This window comes from Desulfovibrio piger ATCC 29098 (assembly GCF_000156375.1).
Lineage (GTDB): Bacteria > Desulfobacterota > Desulfovibrionia > Desulfovibrionales > Desulfovibrionaceae > Desulfovibrio > Desulfovibrio piger.
On record NZ_DS996354.1, the window covers coordinates 1 to 15367 of the forward strand.

At 63.9% G+C, this 15367-nt stretch carries 11 protein-coding genes and 1 pseudogene; 8 read left to right on the plus strand and 4 right to left on the minus strand.

Going from position 1 to position 15367, the window contains the following annotated elements:
- Positions 1-610: 610 nt before the first annotated feature.
- From DESPIG_RS02075 to DESPIG_RS14215, 8 genes and pseudogenes are all read left to right on the plus strand, one after another.
- Positions 611-1744: a sulfite exporter TauE/SafE family protein gene (locus tag DESPIG_RS02075; RefSeq protein WP_006004476.1), complete on the plus strand. Its 1134-nt coding sequence runs from the start codon at positions 611-613 to the stop codon at positions 1742-1744.
- A gap of 65 nt (positions 1745-1809) precedes the next feature.
- Positions 1810-2316 carry a hypothetical protein gene (locus DESPIG_RS02080; protein WP_278338017.1) on the plus strand — a complete coding sequence of 169 codons (507 nt, stop codon included), beginning with the start codon at positions 1810-1812 and terminating at the stop codon, positions 2314-2316.
- A gap of 32 nt (positions 2317-2348) precedes the next feature.
- Positions 2349-4448 carry a molybdopterin-dependent oxidoreductase gene (locus tag DESPIG_RS02085; protein WP_040369101.1) on the plus strand — a complete coding sequence of 700 codons (2100 nt, stop codon included), beginning with the start codon at positions 2349-2351 and terminating at the stop codon, positions 4446-4448.
- Positions 4448-4960: a 4Fe-4S dicluster domain-containing protein gene (locus DESPIG_RS02090; protein WP_006004484.1), complete on the plus strand. Its 513-nt coding sequence runs from the start codon at positions 4448-4450 to the stop codon at positions 4958-4960. Before DESPIG_RS02085 ends, DESPIG_RS02090 begins: the two co-directional genes overlap by 1 nt.
- A 269-nt stretch (positions 4961-5229) precedes the next feature.
- Positions 5230-5616: a MarR family winged helix-turn-helix transcriptional regulator gene (locus tag DESPIG_RS02095; protein ID WP_040369102.1), complete on the plus strand. Its 387-nt coding sequence runs from the start codon at positions 5230-5232 to the stop codon at positions 5614-5616.
- Positions 5613-6737 carry an efflux RND transporter periplasmic adaptor subunit gene (locus DESPIG_RS02100; RefSeq protein WP_006004489.1) on the plus strand — a complete coding sequence of 375 codons (1125 nt, stop codon included), beginning with the start codon at positions 5613-5615 and terminating at the stop codon, positions 6735-6737. Before DESPIG_RS02095 ends, DESPIG_RS02100 begins: the two co-directional genes overlap by 4 nt.
- Before the next feature lies 1 nt (position 6738).
- Positions 6739-9798, plus strand: a pseudogene (locus DESPIG_RS14300) (efflux RND transporter permease subunit); the annotation flags it as partial.
- A gap of 84 nt (positions 9799-9882) precedes the next feature.
- On the plus strand, positions 9883-11229 hold the full coding sequence (locus tag DESPIG_RS14215; protein WP_340140053.1) for an efflux transporter outer membrane subunit: 1347 nt from the start codon (positions 9883-9885) through the stop codon (positions 11227-11229).
- 61 nt (positions 11230-11290) lie between these two features.
- Here the strand turns inward: DESPIG_RS14215 and DESPIG_RS02110 are convergent, their stop codons facing one another.
- From DESPIG_RS02110 to DESPIG_RS12675, 4 genes are all read right to left on the minus strand, one after another.
- The gene (locus DESPIG_RS02110) at positions 11291-11971 is read right to left on the minus strand and encodes a hypothetical protein (RefSeq protein WP_040369104.1); all 681 of its coding nucleotides are present in this window, start codon (positions 11969-11971) and stop codon (positions 11291-11293) included.
- Between the two features lie 107 nt (positions 11972-12078).
- Positions 12079-12654: a hypothetical protein gene (locus tag DESPIG_RS02115; protein WP_006004500.1), complete on the minus strand. Its 576-nt coding sequence runs from the start codon at positions 12652-12654 to the stop codon at positions 12079-12081.
- 137 nt (positions 12655-12791) lie between these two features.
- The gene (locus tag DESPIG_RS02120; protein ID WP_006004501.1) at positions 12792-13550 is read right to left on the minus strand and encodes a phosphate ABC transporter ATP-binding protein; all 759 of its coding nucleotides are present in this window, start codon (positions 13548-13550) and stop codon (positions 12792-12794) included.
- A complete protein-coding gene (locus tag DESPIG_RS12675; protein WP_006004503.1) occupies positions 13547-15331 on the minus strand; it encodes a phosphate ABC transporter permease in 1785 nt (594 codons plus the stop codon). Before DESPIG_RS12675 ends, DESPIG_RS02120 begins: the two co-directional genes overlap by 4 nt.
- Positions 15332-15367: the final 36 nt, after the last annotated feature.

Consider the following 15367-nt stretch of genomic DNA (forward strand, 5'->3'; position numbering starts at 1 on the left):
CTACAGCCGGGGATTTTTTTGTTTTGGTGGAAAAGCTTGCGGGGAGGGCAACCTTTTTGGAAAAAGGTTCTCCCTCCCCGTGCCCCACCCTTCCAAAAACTTTTACCGGTGGGCCTGTGCAAGGATGGAAAGTCTGTGGCGTGGCCGGGATGACTGTGACCTTGGGAAAGACCATATAATCGAGATACAAGCCTCGTGGCTGCGTTGCAGCAGTTTAGCCGTGGAAGGTACGGACGGAGTCGTGGTAGATCTGGAATCCCGGGCAATGCCAGTCGTTTGGGGAGATGTCCTCTGGCGTAAAGCGGTGTTGTTATCATCCGTAATCCACTGCTCTCAAAAGGCTGACGCTGCGACAGAGGGGGAAAGCACAGACTGTGCGCTGTGAGTGCTCGTTTGTTTTCTGACTGTCTGTCTCCATGAGAAGAAGTGTCCGTCACAGCAGGCAGAGCCTGAGCCTTCCAGTTGGATGGTGAGCCGGGCCTGTCGTCGGGGGAGTTTGGCGCGCGCAGGAATACTTTTCACCGTATGCCTTTCATGAAAAAGTGGGCTTGCGGAAAGTGCTCTTTATATATATTGAAAATAATAACTATTACATTAATAAGGAGGCTCCATGAAAAAAAGTATTCTGGCGATCCCCCTGAGTATAGCCAGCATCGCTCTTTATGCCGGCCTTGCGCTGGCGGCGGAAACGAGCCCGCTCGCGGATGCCATTGCCAAGCAGCTTGAAACGGCGCCGCAATCCATCGACATGCAGGCGGCCCCCGGTTATCTTGGTATTCCCGGTGGGCCGCAGACCAATATGTTGCTGGCTTTTGGCTGGGCCCTCTGGGTAGGCTGGATCTTCTCCATGGTAGGGGCTTTTGGTGGCGTCATGGCTGGTGTGGGGCACATGAGCGTGCACGGACTGGGAGCCTACGCCAAATCCTTTGGACAGACGCCCCTCAACAAGTCCATCACCGACTCCGTCCGGGCTTCCAACCAGATGCTGGCCGGGCTTTCCGCAGCCCTGAGCACCTTCAGCTATTATCGCCTGAAGCGTATCGTGCTGCCGCTGGGGATCGCTCTAGGCCTGGGCTCCATCGTGGGCGCCTTCATGGCCGTCAAGCTGACGGCCGGAAAACTGAATTTTTCCTCTTATCAGGGTTATTTTGGTCTCTTTGTCCTGCTGCTGGGCTGCTATCTGATGTGGGAGACCTCTCCGGCCGGCCAGCGTTCCAAAGCCAAGGCCAAGGAAGCGGCCAAAGCTTTTGAAGCGTCAATCAAAAACAAGAACTCCGGTGAGGCCGTGGAGACCGGTGTCCGCCTGCGCAGCTTCAGCCTGGGGCGCTGCGTTTTCACCTTCTGTGGCGTGGAATTTTCCTTCAATCCCATACTGCCGTTCGTGGGCGGCATCGTCATTTCTTCCATTGCCGCCTTCCTGGGCGTGGGCGGTGGTTTCCTGCTGGTCCCTTTCCTGACCAGCATCACCCAGCTGCCCATGTATCTGGCCGCCGGGACGTCAGCTCTGGCCGTGCTGGTGAGCATGATTACCGGCATCACGACCCTGCTGCTGCACGGCGTGACCGTGGACTGGTCTCTGGTGGGGCTGGAGCTGGTGGGCATCGCTGTGGGGTCGCTTATCGGCCCCTATACCTCCCGTTTCTTCTCCGACATCTGGCTGAAGCGCCTTTTCATCGTCCTTGCCTTGTATGTGGGCACGGATTACGTCTTGCGCGGCTTCTTTAATTACCGTATTTTCGGCTAACTACCGGAGGGCAGGGGCTTTCCCTGCCCTGTTTTTTGATGGGTATGGAAAGTTTTTTGTTATGGATGGATCCCTGGTGCATCGCTCCATACCGCTGGCTCCCGGACCTGCCGGAATGGGGCTACATGGTGGGAACATGCGTGCTGGCGGTCCAGACCGTGGTGCTGGGCCTGCTGACCTTGCGGCTCGGGCAGCGCATGCATGCGGCCCGGCTCAAGGAGTTGCGCGCCGAGATGCAGCATTATCACAAGCTGAGTGAGCGCGCGTTGCGCGAGAGCGGCAAGGAGGCTTACAAGGCTGTCAATCGCCAGGGGCATGAAGCCTTTGGCTATTACTTTTCCCTCAATGGGGCCTTGTGGGTCGCGTCGCTGTGGCCGGTCCCCCTGGCTCTGGCCTGGATGCAGACCCGTTTCGGTACGGTCAGCCCCTCTCTTCCTTTTTCTTTGCCCCTGCTGGGTCCCGAACCGGGCTTCGTCTTCTGGTTCGTGCTGGCCTACATCCCCTTGCGCCTGCTGCTGGGACGCGTGCTGTGTCCCGTCATGCAGGAAGGTCAGGGGACGATCCTCGATTAATACACGCCCGCTTTGCGGGCAGGAGTCCATATATGGCGTCATCCATCGTCTACTCCCTGTGCGGCATGTGCAATACACGCTGCCCTGTGGAGATCCATTGTGAAAATGGCGTGCCGCGCTGGATATGCGGCAATAGCCACAGTGCCTCCGGCGCGGCCCTGTGCCCCCGGGGGGCCGCGTCCCTAGCCCTCTATGCTGATGACGAACGCCCGCAGGGGCCGCTGATTCGTGCCGGAGAGCGCGGAGCAGGGCAGTGGCGTTCCGTGAGCTGGGACGAGGCCCTGGATTATGTGGCGGAACGGTTGAAAACGATCATGGCCACCTACGGGCCGCGCAGTGTGCTCTGGTCCGAGCGGCCCGGGCCGTTCTCCGACATGAGCAAGGCCCTGATGCGCGGCCTGGGCTCGCCCAACTACTGCACCCATGATGATGCCTGTGCCCATAACGTCAATCAGGCCTCCTATTCCCTGACCGGTCACGGGCGCGGCAAATGGATCTATGATTTCAAGAATTGCCGCCATATCGTCGTACAGGGGCGTAACCTGCTGGAATCCCTCAAGGTAGGGGAGCTCAATCAGGTGATGGATGCGCTGGACAAGGGCTGCCGTCTGACCTGTGTGGACGTTCGCCCCACGGTGACGGGTCTCAAGGCACAGCAGAATATCTGCATCCGTCCCGGCACGGACCTGGCCCTCAACCTGGCCGTGCTCCATGTCCTGATCGAAGAAAAGCTCTACGATGCCGCCTACGTGGAGCGTTATGTCCAGGATTTTGAAGCTCTGGCGGACTTCGTGCGTCCCTATTCGCCGCAATGGGCCGAAAAAGAGTGCGACATCCCGGCAGATGTCATGGTGGAGCTGGCGCGTTCCCTGGCGGCAGCGGCGCCGCAGGTCATCTGGCATGGCGGCTGGATGAGCACGCGCTATCCCCAGTCCTTCATGGTCTGCCGTACGGCCTATCTCATCGATGCGCTGCTGGGGGCTTTCGGCAGCAAGGGGGGCCTGTTGCTGGCGGCGGGGCCCAAGGATGCGGGGCGCAAAGGGCTGCGTTCCTTCTCCTCGCTGTATGCTGCCCCCAAAGAAAAGCGGGCGGACGGCGTCGGTTGGTCGGAACCGGCTTTTGCCCCCGGTGCCAGCCTGCTGCACAAGGCTTTTCGGGCCGTGGAAAGCGGGGATCCGTATCCCGTCAAGGCGTACTTTACTCTCAAGCACGACCCTTTGTCCGCCATGCCGGATCCTGAACAGCAAAAGGCCCAGCTGGCCGGTCTGGATCTGATGGTCTCGCTGACGTTTTCCTGGTCGGATACGGCCTGGTTCAGCGATGTGGTGCTGCCCATGCCGTCCTTCGTGGAGCGGGGATCCTTGCTCCAGGTCAAGAACGGCAGCAAGCCTGCCTTCATCATGCGCAGCCCGGCTGCTGATGTCCGTTTCAATACCCGTCCGGACTGGTGGATCCTGGGGCAGCTGGCCCGTCGGCTGGGACTGGAGGACCTGGCATGCGAGACGCTGGAAGATGTCTGGCGTTTCCAGCTGGAAGGCACGGGTGTCGCCGTGGAGGATTTCCGCCATGGTTCCGTCTCCCTCTCCGACGCTCCCATCGATCTTGGACCCCGTTTCGCGACGTCTTCCGGTAAGATAGAGGTCCTTTTCGGCCCCTGGCAGGATGCCGGACTGCCTTCGCTCACCCCCTGGCAGGACGTGCCCCGGCCGGGGAAGGGACAGTTTCGTCTGATCGTGGGCCGCAATGCGCGCCACACCCACTCGCACACCCAGAACAATCCTTTGCTGCACGACAGTCTGCCGGAGAACCGCGCCTGGATCGCCCCTGAACGGGCCCGGGAACTGGGCGTGGAGGATGGGGATACCGTCCGTATGGAAGGCGTTGACGGCAAAGGAGGCGAGATCCGGGTGCGTGTCGTCCCGGGCATGCATCCCGATGCCGTGTTCATGCTGCATGGTTTCGGGCATCGTTTGCCGGTGGAAAGCCGGGCCCGCGGCAAGGGACTGGCGGACCAGGAATTCATGCGAGGCGGGCTGGACAAGGAAGATACCATGGTCCATGGCCTTGCCCTGCAGGAACATTTTGTGACCTTGCGCCCTGTCCACAATGAGCATGCCCGGGAGGAAAAGTGATGAGCCGTTCCACCTGCATCGTTTTTGACGAAAATCGCTGTGTCAATTGCAAGGCCTGCGAGATCCACTGCCGTCAGTGGCATGGGCTTTCCGTGCCCCTATGCCGTCAGCTGGGGGGCACGCCCGCTCTGTCCGAGGGCAAGGTCAGCCTGCCCCTGGGCTTCGTGACCTGTGTACATTGTGCACGGCCCGCCTGTCTTCGTGCCTGTGAGCATGACGCCATGTGGCTGGACGAGGAGAACATCGTCCATATCGATGCCGACCGTTGCACGGGGTGCGGTGCCTGCGTGACGGCCTGCCCCTATCATGTGCCCCATCTGGATGCCGTTACCGGCAAGGCCCTCAAGTGCGATCTGTGCCATGACCGGCGCAAGGCCGGACTGGAGCCTGTTTGTGTGGCCGGTTGCTTGGCCCGGGCCCTGCATGTGAGCAATGATGAGGACATGCATCGAAAAATGAGCCGTCAGACCATCCGCTGGATCAAGGATCTGGCAGGGAGTCCGCAGGATTGATCCGTACGGTCTTCGGCCGATCCGCAGGGGATTTCCATGCAGCAGGGAGGCGTTGCCGCAGCGACGGCAGGCCTCCCTGCTGGCGTTTGGGCCGGAAGAGGATGGGACGAAGCGGTTGACAGGAGAAGGAGGGGAGCATAGAGAAATAGTTTAGTAACTAAACTATTTTTTAAATAAATAATTGCGAGGCTAAAATGGAATGGACGCAGATTCCGGATCTTTCGGAGATCCTGTTATCGTTGGGCAAGCACCCTACCCAGGGGCCGGACATGCCTGAAGGGACGCTGCCTACGGCCCCGGGGCGGATCATCGAAGCTCTGGTGGCCTGTGCCCCCAAGGGGCTCATGGTCAAGGAACTGGCCCAGTTGCTGTACCTTTCGCCGGGCTGCATCTCCCAGACGGTGCAAGGCCTGGTCTTGGAAGGTCTCGTGGTACGGGAGCCTTCGGAAAAAGACCGGCGGGCTGTCTCCATCCGCATGACGGATAAGGGCATGGAGCGCTACCGCTACCATCACGACAAGATCAACGGCATCCTGGATCATTTGCTGCGTGACGTGTCGGCGGAAGACAGGGCCACCTTCGAGCGGGTCCTTGCCATCGCCCTGGAGGAAGGCAAGAAATTGCGGGCAGAACAGGCGCAGGGAGCGGGCAAATGAAAAGATCCGTCCTGTTGTCCCTGCTGTTGCTCCTGTGTGCTGTTCCGCTTGTCCGGGCGGCCATGCCGGGACCGGGCATGCCGCCGCCGGCGCCTGTGGTGGAAGTGGGGGAAGTCCTTGCCGTGCAGGACACCCAGAGCCGCCGCTATACGGGCCGGGTGGTCTCGCCTGCCACGGTATCGCTGGTGCCCCGGGTGGCGGGCGAGATCCTGGAGGTGGGCTTTCGCGACGGCGACACGGTCCAGGCTGGCCAGATGCTCTACCGCATCGATCCGGTACGCTATGAGGCCGCGGTAAAGAATGCCCGGGGCAAGGTCGTGCAGTACAAGGCGGAACACGCCTATGCCCGGGCGGATCTGGCCCGCAATCGCAGCCTGTTCAAAAAGCAGGCCGTCAGCCGTGATGTGCTGGAAAGCGCCGAGCGGACGGAGCAGGTGGCCTATGGTGAGCTGCTGGCTGCGGAGGCAGATCTTGTGACGGCCCAGGACGACTTGCGCAATACCCAGATAGTGGCGCCCATGGCCGGGCGCATCGGGGTCACGGCATTCACGGCCGGGAATTATGTGACCACGTCGTCCGGCACGCTGGTGACGCTGGTCAGGACGGATCCTGTGCGGGTACGCTTTGGTCTGAGCGTTCGCGATATGCAGGCTGTTTTCGGCTCTGAGGAAGAGCTGCGCTCGCTGGGGCGAGTGCGGGTACGCCTTGCCGACGGCACGGAATACGGGACCGAAGGCCGGGTGACCATCGTGGACAACACGGCGGAGGGCAGGACGGACACGGTCCTGGTCTATGCCGAACTGGCCAACCCCCAGAGCCGTCTTGTGCCCGAGAGCACCGTCGTGGTGACCCTGTACCGGCAGACGGACAGCGTCGTGCCTGCGGTGCCCCCGTCGGCCGTGCAGCATGACGTGCAGGGAGCGTTCGTCTATGTGGTGCAGGAGGACGACCGGGTGAGCCTGCGCCGTGTGACGCTGGGGAATCTGGTGGGCGAATCCCAGGCGGTCCGCTCGGGGTTGAACGTCCATGAGCGGGTCGTCACGGATGGCACGCACAAGGTCGTTGACGGGATGAAGGTGGACTACGCCCGCAAGGGTACGGATGCCGGAGTGCAGGACTAGCATGTTCTCGCGCATTTTCATCGAACGTCCCCGCCTGGCCGCTGTGGTGAGCCTGATCCTGCTGCTGGCCGGCGGCATTTCCCTGGCCAACCTGCCGGTGGCGGAATATCCCGAGATCGCGCCCCCCACGCTCTTCGTTTCGGCGACCTATTCCGGGGCCAGTGCCGACGTGGTGGCCCAGACCGTGGCCATGCCGCTGGAGAACGAGATCAACGGCGTGGAGGATCTGCTGTATTTTTCTTCCACCAGCAGCAACTCCGGCTCCTATTCCTGTTCCGTGACCTTCCGGTCCGGCACGGATTCGGACATCGCCCTCGTCAATCTGCAGAATGCCGTCAAACGGGCGGAAGCCCAGCTGCCCAGTGAAGTGACCAAGGTCGGCATCACGGTGGAGAAGCGCGGCAACGACATCCTGGCCATGCTGGCCTTCCAGACTGACGGCACCTCCCTGAGCCTGAACGAGCTGGTCAACTACGTGAACAACAACGTCAAGGATGCCCTGGCCCGTCTGGAGGGGGTCTCCTCCTCGGACATGATGTCGCAGCAGGAATACGCCATGCGCATCTGGATGGATCCCTTGCGCATGTCCGGGCTCGGCATCTCGTCCAGCGAGATCAGGAGCGCCGTGGAGGCGCAGAACGTGCAGGCGGCCGCGGGTACGCTGGGGGCCGAAGGCAGCAACCGCTACGTTTCCTACAAGCTCAATGTGCAGGGGCGCCTCAAGACGGCGGAGGAATTCGGCGAGATCGTCGTCCGTTCCGATGCCGACAGCGGCCGGATCGTGCGTTTGCGGGACGTGGCCACCGTGGAGCTGGGCTCCAGCAGCTATGCCGGCAGTTCCACCTTCAACGGCAAGGAAAGCGTGGGCTTGTCCCTGTACAGGAGCTCCGATGCCAATGCTCTGGCGACCATGAACCGCATCAAGGCCGAGCTGGCCACCTAGGAGCAGCGCTTCCCGCCCGGTGTGAGCTATTCCATCGCCTATGACCCGACCAAGTTCATCGTCGCGTCCATGCGGGAGATGGTGTCCACCCTGGTGGTGGCCCTGATCCTGGTCGTCCTGGTGACGTGGCTCTTCATCCAGGACTGGCGGGCCACGCTCATCCCGGCGGTGGCCATCTCCGTATCGCTGGTGGGGACCTTCAGCGTCATGTACGCTCTGGGATACAGCATCAATACCCTGACCATGTTCGGCCTGATCCTCGTCATCGGTTCCCTGGTGGACGATGCCATCGTGGTGGTGGAGAACACGCAGGGCATCATGGAGCGCGAAGGCCTGTCCGCCCGGGAGGCGGCCATAAAAAGCATGCGGCAGATCACCGGGGCGGTCATCGCCACGACCCTGGTCACGGTGGCCTGCTATGCGCCCCTGGCTTTTTACGGCGGCATGGTGGGGGCCATCTACCGCCAGTTCGCGGTGAGCATGTGTGTGGCTCTCTGTCTTTCCACCGTGGTGGCGCTGACGCTCAGCCCGGCCTTGTGTGCCCTGGTCTTGCGTCGGTCGGGCGGGCAGTGCGCGCCCATCTTCCTGCCCGTCAACAGGTTCCTGGACGCCCTGCGCGGCCGCTATCTGGGCATGACGGGGCGTCTTGTCCGGCGCGGCGGGCTGACGCTGGGCATACTGGGCGGGACCTTCCTCGGCGTATGGCTCCTGTACGGGCATATCCCGCCGTCGTTTCTGCCCATGGAAGACAAGGGCGTCATCTTCTGCAATGTGGAATTGCCCGGCGATGCCGTCCAGGCGCGTACCGATGCGGTGCTGGCCACGGTGCGCGAGCGTCTGTCGGCCATCCCCGGCATCCATTCCGTCATGCAGGTCTCGGGCATGAGCATGCTCAGCGGCAGCGGGGAGAATGCGGCCATGTGCATCGTGGAGCTGGATCCCTGGGAGGAGCGCACCACGCCGCCGACCCGTCTTTCGGCCATCATGGGACAGATCCAGGGCCGGACGCACGATATCGCCGCCGCCAGCATCGTGGCCTTCACACCGCCGGCCATCATGGGCCTGGGCGCCACGGGCGGGGCCTCGTTCGACATCTGCGGCATCGGAGACATCGAAGCCTCCGCGCTGGCCACCGTCACGGATTCCTTTGTCCGTGATCTGTCGGCGCGGCCCGAGACCATGTTCGCCATGACGGCCTATGATGCGGCCACGCCGCAGCTCCGTCTGCGTCTGGACCGTGAGAAGGCCGAACTGCTGGGCGTGCAGGCCGGGACCGTCTTCTCCACGCTCCAGGATGTGCTGGCATCCTATTATATCAATGACTTCACCCTGAGCGGCAATAATTTCGAGGTCAAGCTCCAGGCCGGGGCCGACGCCCGCTCGTCGCTGCATCATGTGGAAGAATTGCTCATCCCCAACAGCAGCGGTGACATGGTGCCCCTGAGCGCCCTTGGCACGCTCCAGTATGAAGTGGGGCCGCGCCAGATCACGCGCTTCAACAAGATGATCGCGGCGGAGATCAACGCCCAGAGCGCTCCCGGTGTCAGCTCCGGCGATCTGTACGCGGCCATCGAGGGCATCGAGCTGCCTGAAGGATACCATATCGAATAGACGGGCCTCAGCTATCAGGAAAAGCAGAACACCGGGCAGATAGTCTTCCTTATGGGGTTGGCCTTGCTGTTCGCCTATCTTTTCCTGGTGGCGCAGTACGAGAGCTGGACGATCCCCGTACCGGTGATGCTGACCGTCAGCTTTGCCGTACTGGGGGCCCTGCTGGGGCTGACCGTCTGCGGAGAATCCATGAGCATCTATGCCCAGCTGGGCCTGGTCATGCTCATCGGTCTTGCGGCCAAGAACGCCATCCTGATGGTGGAGTTTTCCAAACAGGAGCGCGAGGGCGGCAAAGGCATCGAGGAAGCGGCCCTTTCGGGAGCCAATCTGCGTTTCCGCGCCGTGATGATGACGGCCTGGAGCTTCCTCTTCGGCGTTTTGCCTCTGGTGTTCGCGGACGGTGCGGGTGCCGCCAGCCGTCAGGCCATCGGCATCACCACCTTTTCGGGCATGCTGGCGGCCACATGCGTGGGCATCGTGTTCACTCCGGCCCTGTACGCCGTTTTCCAGCGCCTGCGCGAAAAGGCCACACGAAAGTTCCGCGGCGGTCGCGCGGCCCTGTGCCTGCTGCTGGCCGTTGGTCTGTCCGGCCTGGGCGGCTGTACCCTGGGGCCTGATTTCAAGCGGGCTGACGTGGACGTGCCGGAAAACTTCCTGCCCGGCACGCTTGCCGGTACGGGAGCGCCCCTGCGTCCTTCCTGGTGGGAGGACTTCCATGATCCGTTGCTGACGGCTCTGGTGCTCGAAGCGCAGGAGGGCAGCCTTTCCGTCCGGCAGGCCGTGCAGCGGGTGGCCCAGTCGCGGGCGGCACGCATGGAGGCCCGTGCGGAATTCCTGCCGGATGCCACGGGGGCGGGCGAGCTGGCCCGTTCCCGGAACTACGCGCCCGACGGGACAGCCACCAAGCTGGACGCTTCCGTGCAGCTGGCGCTGGCCGTGGATGTGTTCGGCGGGCTGCGGCGCAGTCTGGAAGCGGCCGGTGCCGATTTGGAGGCCGCGGGCATAAGCCTTGCCGACGCACGCGCCTCTCTGGCCGTGGAAGTGGCCACAGGCTACGTGGACCTGCGGCTGGCACAGGAAAAACTCCGCATCGCGCTGGAGAATGTGGCGGTGCAGCGGGATACGGTACGCATCATACAGGCCCGTGCCGATGCCGGTACGGTGGCCATGCTCGACCTGCACGCCGCCCGGGCCCAGATGGAGACCACACAGGCCTCCGTGCCGTCGGCGGAAGCGGAGGTCGTGTCGGCCATCCGCGGACTGGAGGCCCTGGCCGGCCGCAATCCCGGCATGTTCGATGCCCGTCTGTCTTCTTATGGGCCCATACCGGAATTGCGCAGCCTGCCTTCGGCCGTGCCTTCCGATCTGCTGCGCCGCAGGCCGGACGTCCGCAAGGCCGAAGCCGAGCATCATGCAGCCACGGCGCGTATCGGGGTGGCCGAGGCTTCGTTCTTCCCCAGCTTTTCCCTTGTGGGCAGCGGGGCCGTCACTTCCTCGGACTTCGTCTCCTGGAGCGAGGCCATGAAGAGCCTGGGCGCGGGGCCCATGGTGAACTGGAACATCTTTTCGTTCGGCCGCACCCAGGCCGCCGTGGACCAGGCACGGGCCGCCGCGGCAGAGGCCGCCCTCGTATACCGTCAAACGGTCCTGGAGGCCCTGCATGACGTGGAGACCTCCTGGTCGGCCCATGAAAAGGAATCACGCCGGGAGGACGGTTTGCGCGCGGCCAGGGACCACCAGAGGCAGGCCCTGCTGCTTTCCCGCGATCTGTACGCGGGGGGCAAGGGGGACTATCTGGACGTGCTGACGGCCCAGGCATCCAGCCTGAGCGCCGAAACGGAATACGCCTCGCACCGGGCGGCCATGGCCAAGGACGCTGTCGCTCTTATTAGGGCCCTTGGCGGCGGCTGGACGGGTGAAGACATGACGCGGCCCTGATGGAAGAAGAGCCCTGCCGGAGACCGGCAGGGCTCTTTTATGGCGATGGATCGGCTCCATGTCAGTTGGCCGTGACTTCCTTTTCTTCCACCACAGGTGGTTCATCCTCGTCCAGCGTCACGACGAAATAGCGCCGTCCGCTGGTATCCTTGCCCAGATGTTGCTGTAAAACGGGCAGCATGGCCTGCAGCAGGGTGCGAAAATCATCATCCTGTGCCGTACAGCGGATCTCTGTCCGCCAGAGGTTCTTGCCGCGGCCGCCGTCCGGCGCCCGTGTGCAGCCTTCCAGCAGCAGCCCGGCATGGAAAAAGACCTTGGTCCGGGTGTCTTCCTCGCGTACCCAGCGGGTATGGCGAAAATGCCCCCGGCCCCAGGTGTAGGGCACATAGCTGACCGTGGTGTAGATGCGCACGTCGGGCTCGCTGATGCCGAAGCTGATGAAGACCAGGTTATCGCCCTTGTCCTGCGTCTGTTCGTCCAGTTTCAGGGTGTAGCCCCGGGCCGTGAAGCAAGGTTCCAGTTGTGCGGCCACATCCCGGAACAGCAGATCGTCCTCGGCCATGCCTTCCACGCCGGGGCGGGGCACATAGACGGTGCCCGCGCTGTCGGCCTGGGGGCCGCGCAGGGAATCCACGCTCACACCGTACTGGGGGGCGCAGGCGCCCAGCCAGGGCAGGAGCAGCAGGCAGCACAGGATCAGGCAGCGAGGACTGCCGATATGACGGAAGCGGGGACGGATCATGCGATACCCCATTGGGATGCCGAGGCTCAGGAACTGCCCGCCTGTACTAGGCAAGACCGGCAGGCAGCCCCCTTCTGTTCCCGGACGCTTTGTCTGTTGGGGCCTGTTTACAGGGTCGCGCCGAGGGCGGCGAGACAGGAGACCCCGGCCAGCAGCACGGCCAGCAACAGGGTCAGCAGCTTGCCGCCCGTGGAGATGCGGCGCGGGGCTACCTGCATCTTCAGGGCCACCATGCCCTGGAGGATACGCTGCAGGGGCCAGAGCACGCTCAGCAGGAGCCCGCCGGCGCAGATGAGGATCATGCCTTTGACGCCCTGGACTTCCAGCAGCTGGACGAAGGCGTCCTTCCAGGGCATCTGCTGCTGGCTCATGGCGGCGCTGATCTCGTTGATGCGTTGCTGGGACTCCGCTCCGATCAGGGTCGAGCTGGCGGTGGCCATGCCGCCGATGAGCAGGAAGACCAGCAGAAGGAAGAGACCGGCCGAGCCCATGATCCAGGAGGCGTGCTGGGCCTCGTCCTCAAGGCCTTCTTTACGGGCGCTGTTGCGGATCGTCAGGGCCAGCAGGGGGGCGATGATCCAGAGCAGGAAACTCAGGTTGGACAGGGGCGTGGCGAACATGGCCACGAGCAGCAAAAAGTACAATCCCCACAGCGGCATGGGATTGCGGATGGCAGCAGACATGACGGATCCTTGCAAGGGGTTAGACGATCTGCCCGTCACGGGCAGGGGTTCCTCATTTCTGGATAGCATGATGCCTGACGCCCTGCCAGAGGAAAAACGGCCCGCCGGACGTGGTGCCCGGCTGCGAGCTTTTCGTCTCAGGCCTGTTCCGCCGCGTCCTCATGGGGGAAGATGCGGGCCAGCTCTTCCGGCGGGAAGGGGCCGCGGGCATGGCCATCCTCAAACAGCAGCAGACGGGACGCCAGACGGCGAGCCTGGGCGATCCCGTGTGAGACGAGGATGATGGCGTAACGCTCCGAAAGCTGCAGGAGAAGATCCTCGATGCGGCGGGTACTGGCCGGGTCGAGGGACGCCGTGGGCTCGTCCAGCAAGAGGATCTGTGGTTCCAGGGCCAGGGTGCGGGCCAGGCAGAGGCGTTGCTGCTGGCCGCCGGAAAGGGAGCCGGCAGGATCGCCCAGCCTGTCGCGGACTTCCGGCCACAGGCCCACGTCCTCCAGACTGCGCCGGGCCCGGGAGCGGGCCTCGCCCATATCCAGTCCGGCAGCCAGTTGCAGGGGCAGCAGCAGGTTCTGTCCGATGCTGGCCGGCAGCACGTTGGGGGTCTGGAAGACCATGCCCACCTGACGCCGCAGGCGGGAGAGGGCCTCTTCGCCTTGCAGACGGCTGATGTCCTGCATCTTCCCGTCCAGCAAAAGTTCCACCTGTCCCTGCATGCGGCTGTCTCCGGTACAGTCGTGCAAACGGTTCAGGCAGCGCAGGAAACTGGTCTTGCCGGAACCGGAGCGCCCCAGCAGGACGCTGATGCCGTGGCGCGGCAGTTCAAGATCCACATGGTGCAGGATGGCACGGCCGTTGAGGTGCAGGCACAGGTCATGGATGCGGACCAGAGGGGTCATTGCGGTCCTCCCGAAAACGTCAGGGGCGTCATGCCCGGCTGCCGTTCCCGGCGGAAACGTTCATGCAGCCACCAGGCCAGCAGGAGCAGGCCGCCGGAAAGGGCCAGCAGGGTCAGGGCGGCGCCGAAGCCCCGCTGCAGCTCTTCCGGTGTCTGGTATTGGGCAGCCGTGTAATAGATGAAAAAGGGCAGGGCTTCGAAACGCAGGCCCAGACCGGCGGGGAGCCCGGCGTTGGCCACCACGCCGGTGAGCAGGATGACGGCCGTATCTTCGGCGGAGCGGCCCAGGGCCAGCATGACGCCGCTCAGGATGCCGCGGCTGGCCTGGGGCAGTAGCAGATGCCGCACGATCTGTCCGTGGCGCAGTCCCAGGGCGGCCCCGCTCAGGCGCAGGGAGGCGGGCAGGCTCTCCAGGGCGGTGCGCGTGGTCACCACCAGCGCCGGCAGGACCAGCAGGGCCAGGCAGCCCCCGGCCAGCAGCAGGCCGGAACTGGCCCCGGCAAAGCCCAGACGGTGCAGGAACAGGATGAGGGTGAAGCCGAAGATGCCCATCACGATGGACGGGACGCCGGACAGGATGTCCATCAGGCTGTTGAGCAGGCGCTGCATGCGCGGCGGGGCGTATTCCGCCAGGTAGATGCCGCAGCCGATACCGGGCACAAGGGCCAGGGCCATGGTGATGCCCAGCAGGCACAGGGTGCCCAGACAGGCGGGCCAGATGCCGTCCCAGATGGGGAAGCGCCCCAGCAGGGCGGGCCAGAACGGCGCGTCGCCCACCAGCAGGGCGGCATCCAGCACCGGCAGCCCCCGCCAGAGCAAAAAGCCCAGCAGCGCGAGGACACAGGCGCTGCACAGGAGACCGGCGCCGCGCGCCAGCAGGTGCAGGCCCGCGGGGGCATGGCGGCGCCAGAAGGCGGGCACGGGCGGCAGGAGCATGTCCTGCTTTTTTTCCAGACGCCGCAGCACCAGACTGACGCCGGTACTGATGCAGAGCAAAAGCCCCCCGGCCACGAACAGGGAATTGTAGGCCGGGCCGCCCACGTCCGTGGCCGTGACCAGGCCCATGTGGGCGGTCAGGGTCCGCAGCCCGGCGAACAGGTTGTGCGGGACGTTGGGCGCATTGCCGCTGAGCATGAGCGGGATGAGGGTATCCCCGATGGCCCGGCCAAAGCCCAGCAGTCCGGCGGTCAGCAGCCAGCGGCGGACGGCGGGCAGGGCAAGGCAGGCAAGGACGGTATCCCTGCTCATGCCCAGGGAAAGAGCGGGCAGGAGCAGGCGGCGCATCTGTTCGCGCAGGGCCACGTCCATGACCAGCACCATGGTGGGGCTGATGAGCAGGGCCAGGACACAGGCGGCGGAGAGCCAGCACAGGCCGGAGCCCTGTCCGGCGGCCTCCCTGACCAGAGGAGTGAGCAGGAACACGGCGGCAAAGCCGTAGACCACCGTGGGGATGGCGGTCATGAAGCGGATGAGGCCCGTGAGCCATTTTTGCCAGAACGCCGGGGTGGGATCCTGCAGGGCGCAGGCCAGCCCCAGGGACAGGGGCCAGGCCAGCAGCAGGGCGGAAAAGGACAGGATAAGGGAGCCCGCCAGCATGGGCAGGATGCCGAAGTCCGCAGGGGGGCGCCACGTCCAGGAAAAGATCAGGCTGCCTTGGGCGCTCCAGAGCACGGGCAGGGCAAAGCAGCCCACCAGGGCGAACAGCGCGCCCGTGGCAAGGATGACGAGCAGGCCGCACAGGCGGGGCAGGGTACCGCTGTGCCGCAGGAAAGGAAGTGCCATGTGAGTATCCCGGCGGGGCGGCATGGCCGCCCCGCA

Coding starts and splice junctions, on each gene's coding strand:
- DESPIG_RS02075 (WP_006004476.1), top strand. CDS start 611: ATGAAAAAAAGTATTCTGGCGATCCCCCTGAGTATAGCCAGCATCGCT.
- DESPIG_RS02080 (WP_278338017.1), top strand. CDS start 1,810: ATGGATCCCTGGTGCATCGCTCCATACCGCTGGCTCCCGGACCTGCCG.
- DESPIG_RS02085 (WP_040369101.1), top strand. CDS start 2,349: ATGGCGTCATCCATCGTCTACTCCCTGTGCGGCATGTGCAATACACGC.
- DESPIG_RS02090 (WP_006004484.1), top strand. CDS start 4,448: ATGAGCCGTTCCACCTGCATCGTTTTTGACGAAAATCGCTGTGTCAAT.
- DESPIG_RS02095 (WP_040369102.1), top strand. CDS start 5,230: ATGCCTGAAGGGACGCTGCCTACGGCCCCGGGGCGGATCATCGAAGCT.
- DESPIG_RS02100 (WP_006004489.1), top strand. CDS start 5,613: ATGAAAAGATCCGTCCTGTTGTCCCTGCTGTTGCTCCTGTGTGCTGTT.
- DESPIG_RS02110 (WP_040369104.1), bottom strand. CDS start 11,971: ATGATCCGTCCCCGCTTCCGTCATATCGGCAGTCCTCGCTGCCTGATC.
- DESPIG_RS02115 (WP_006004500.1), bottom strand. CDS start 12,654: ATGTCTGCTGCCATCCGCAATCCCATGCCGCTGTGGGGATTGTACTTT.
- DESPIG_RS02120 (WP_006004501.1), bottom strand. CDS start 13,550: ATGACCCCTCTGGTCCGCATCCATGACCTGTGCCTGCACCTCAACGGC.
- DESPIG_RS12675 (WP_006004503.1), bottom strand. CDS start 15,331: ATGGCACTTCCTTTCCTGCGGCACAGCGGTACCCTGCCCCGCCTGTGC.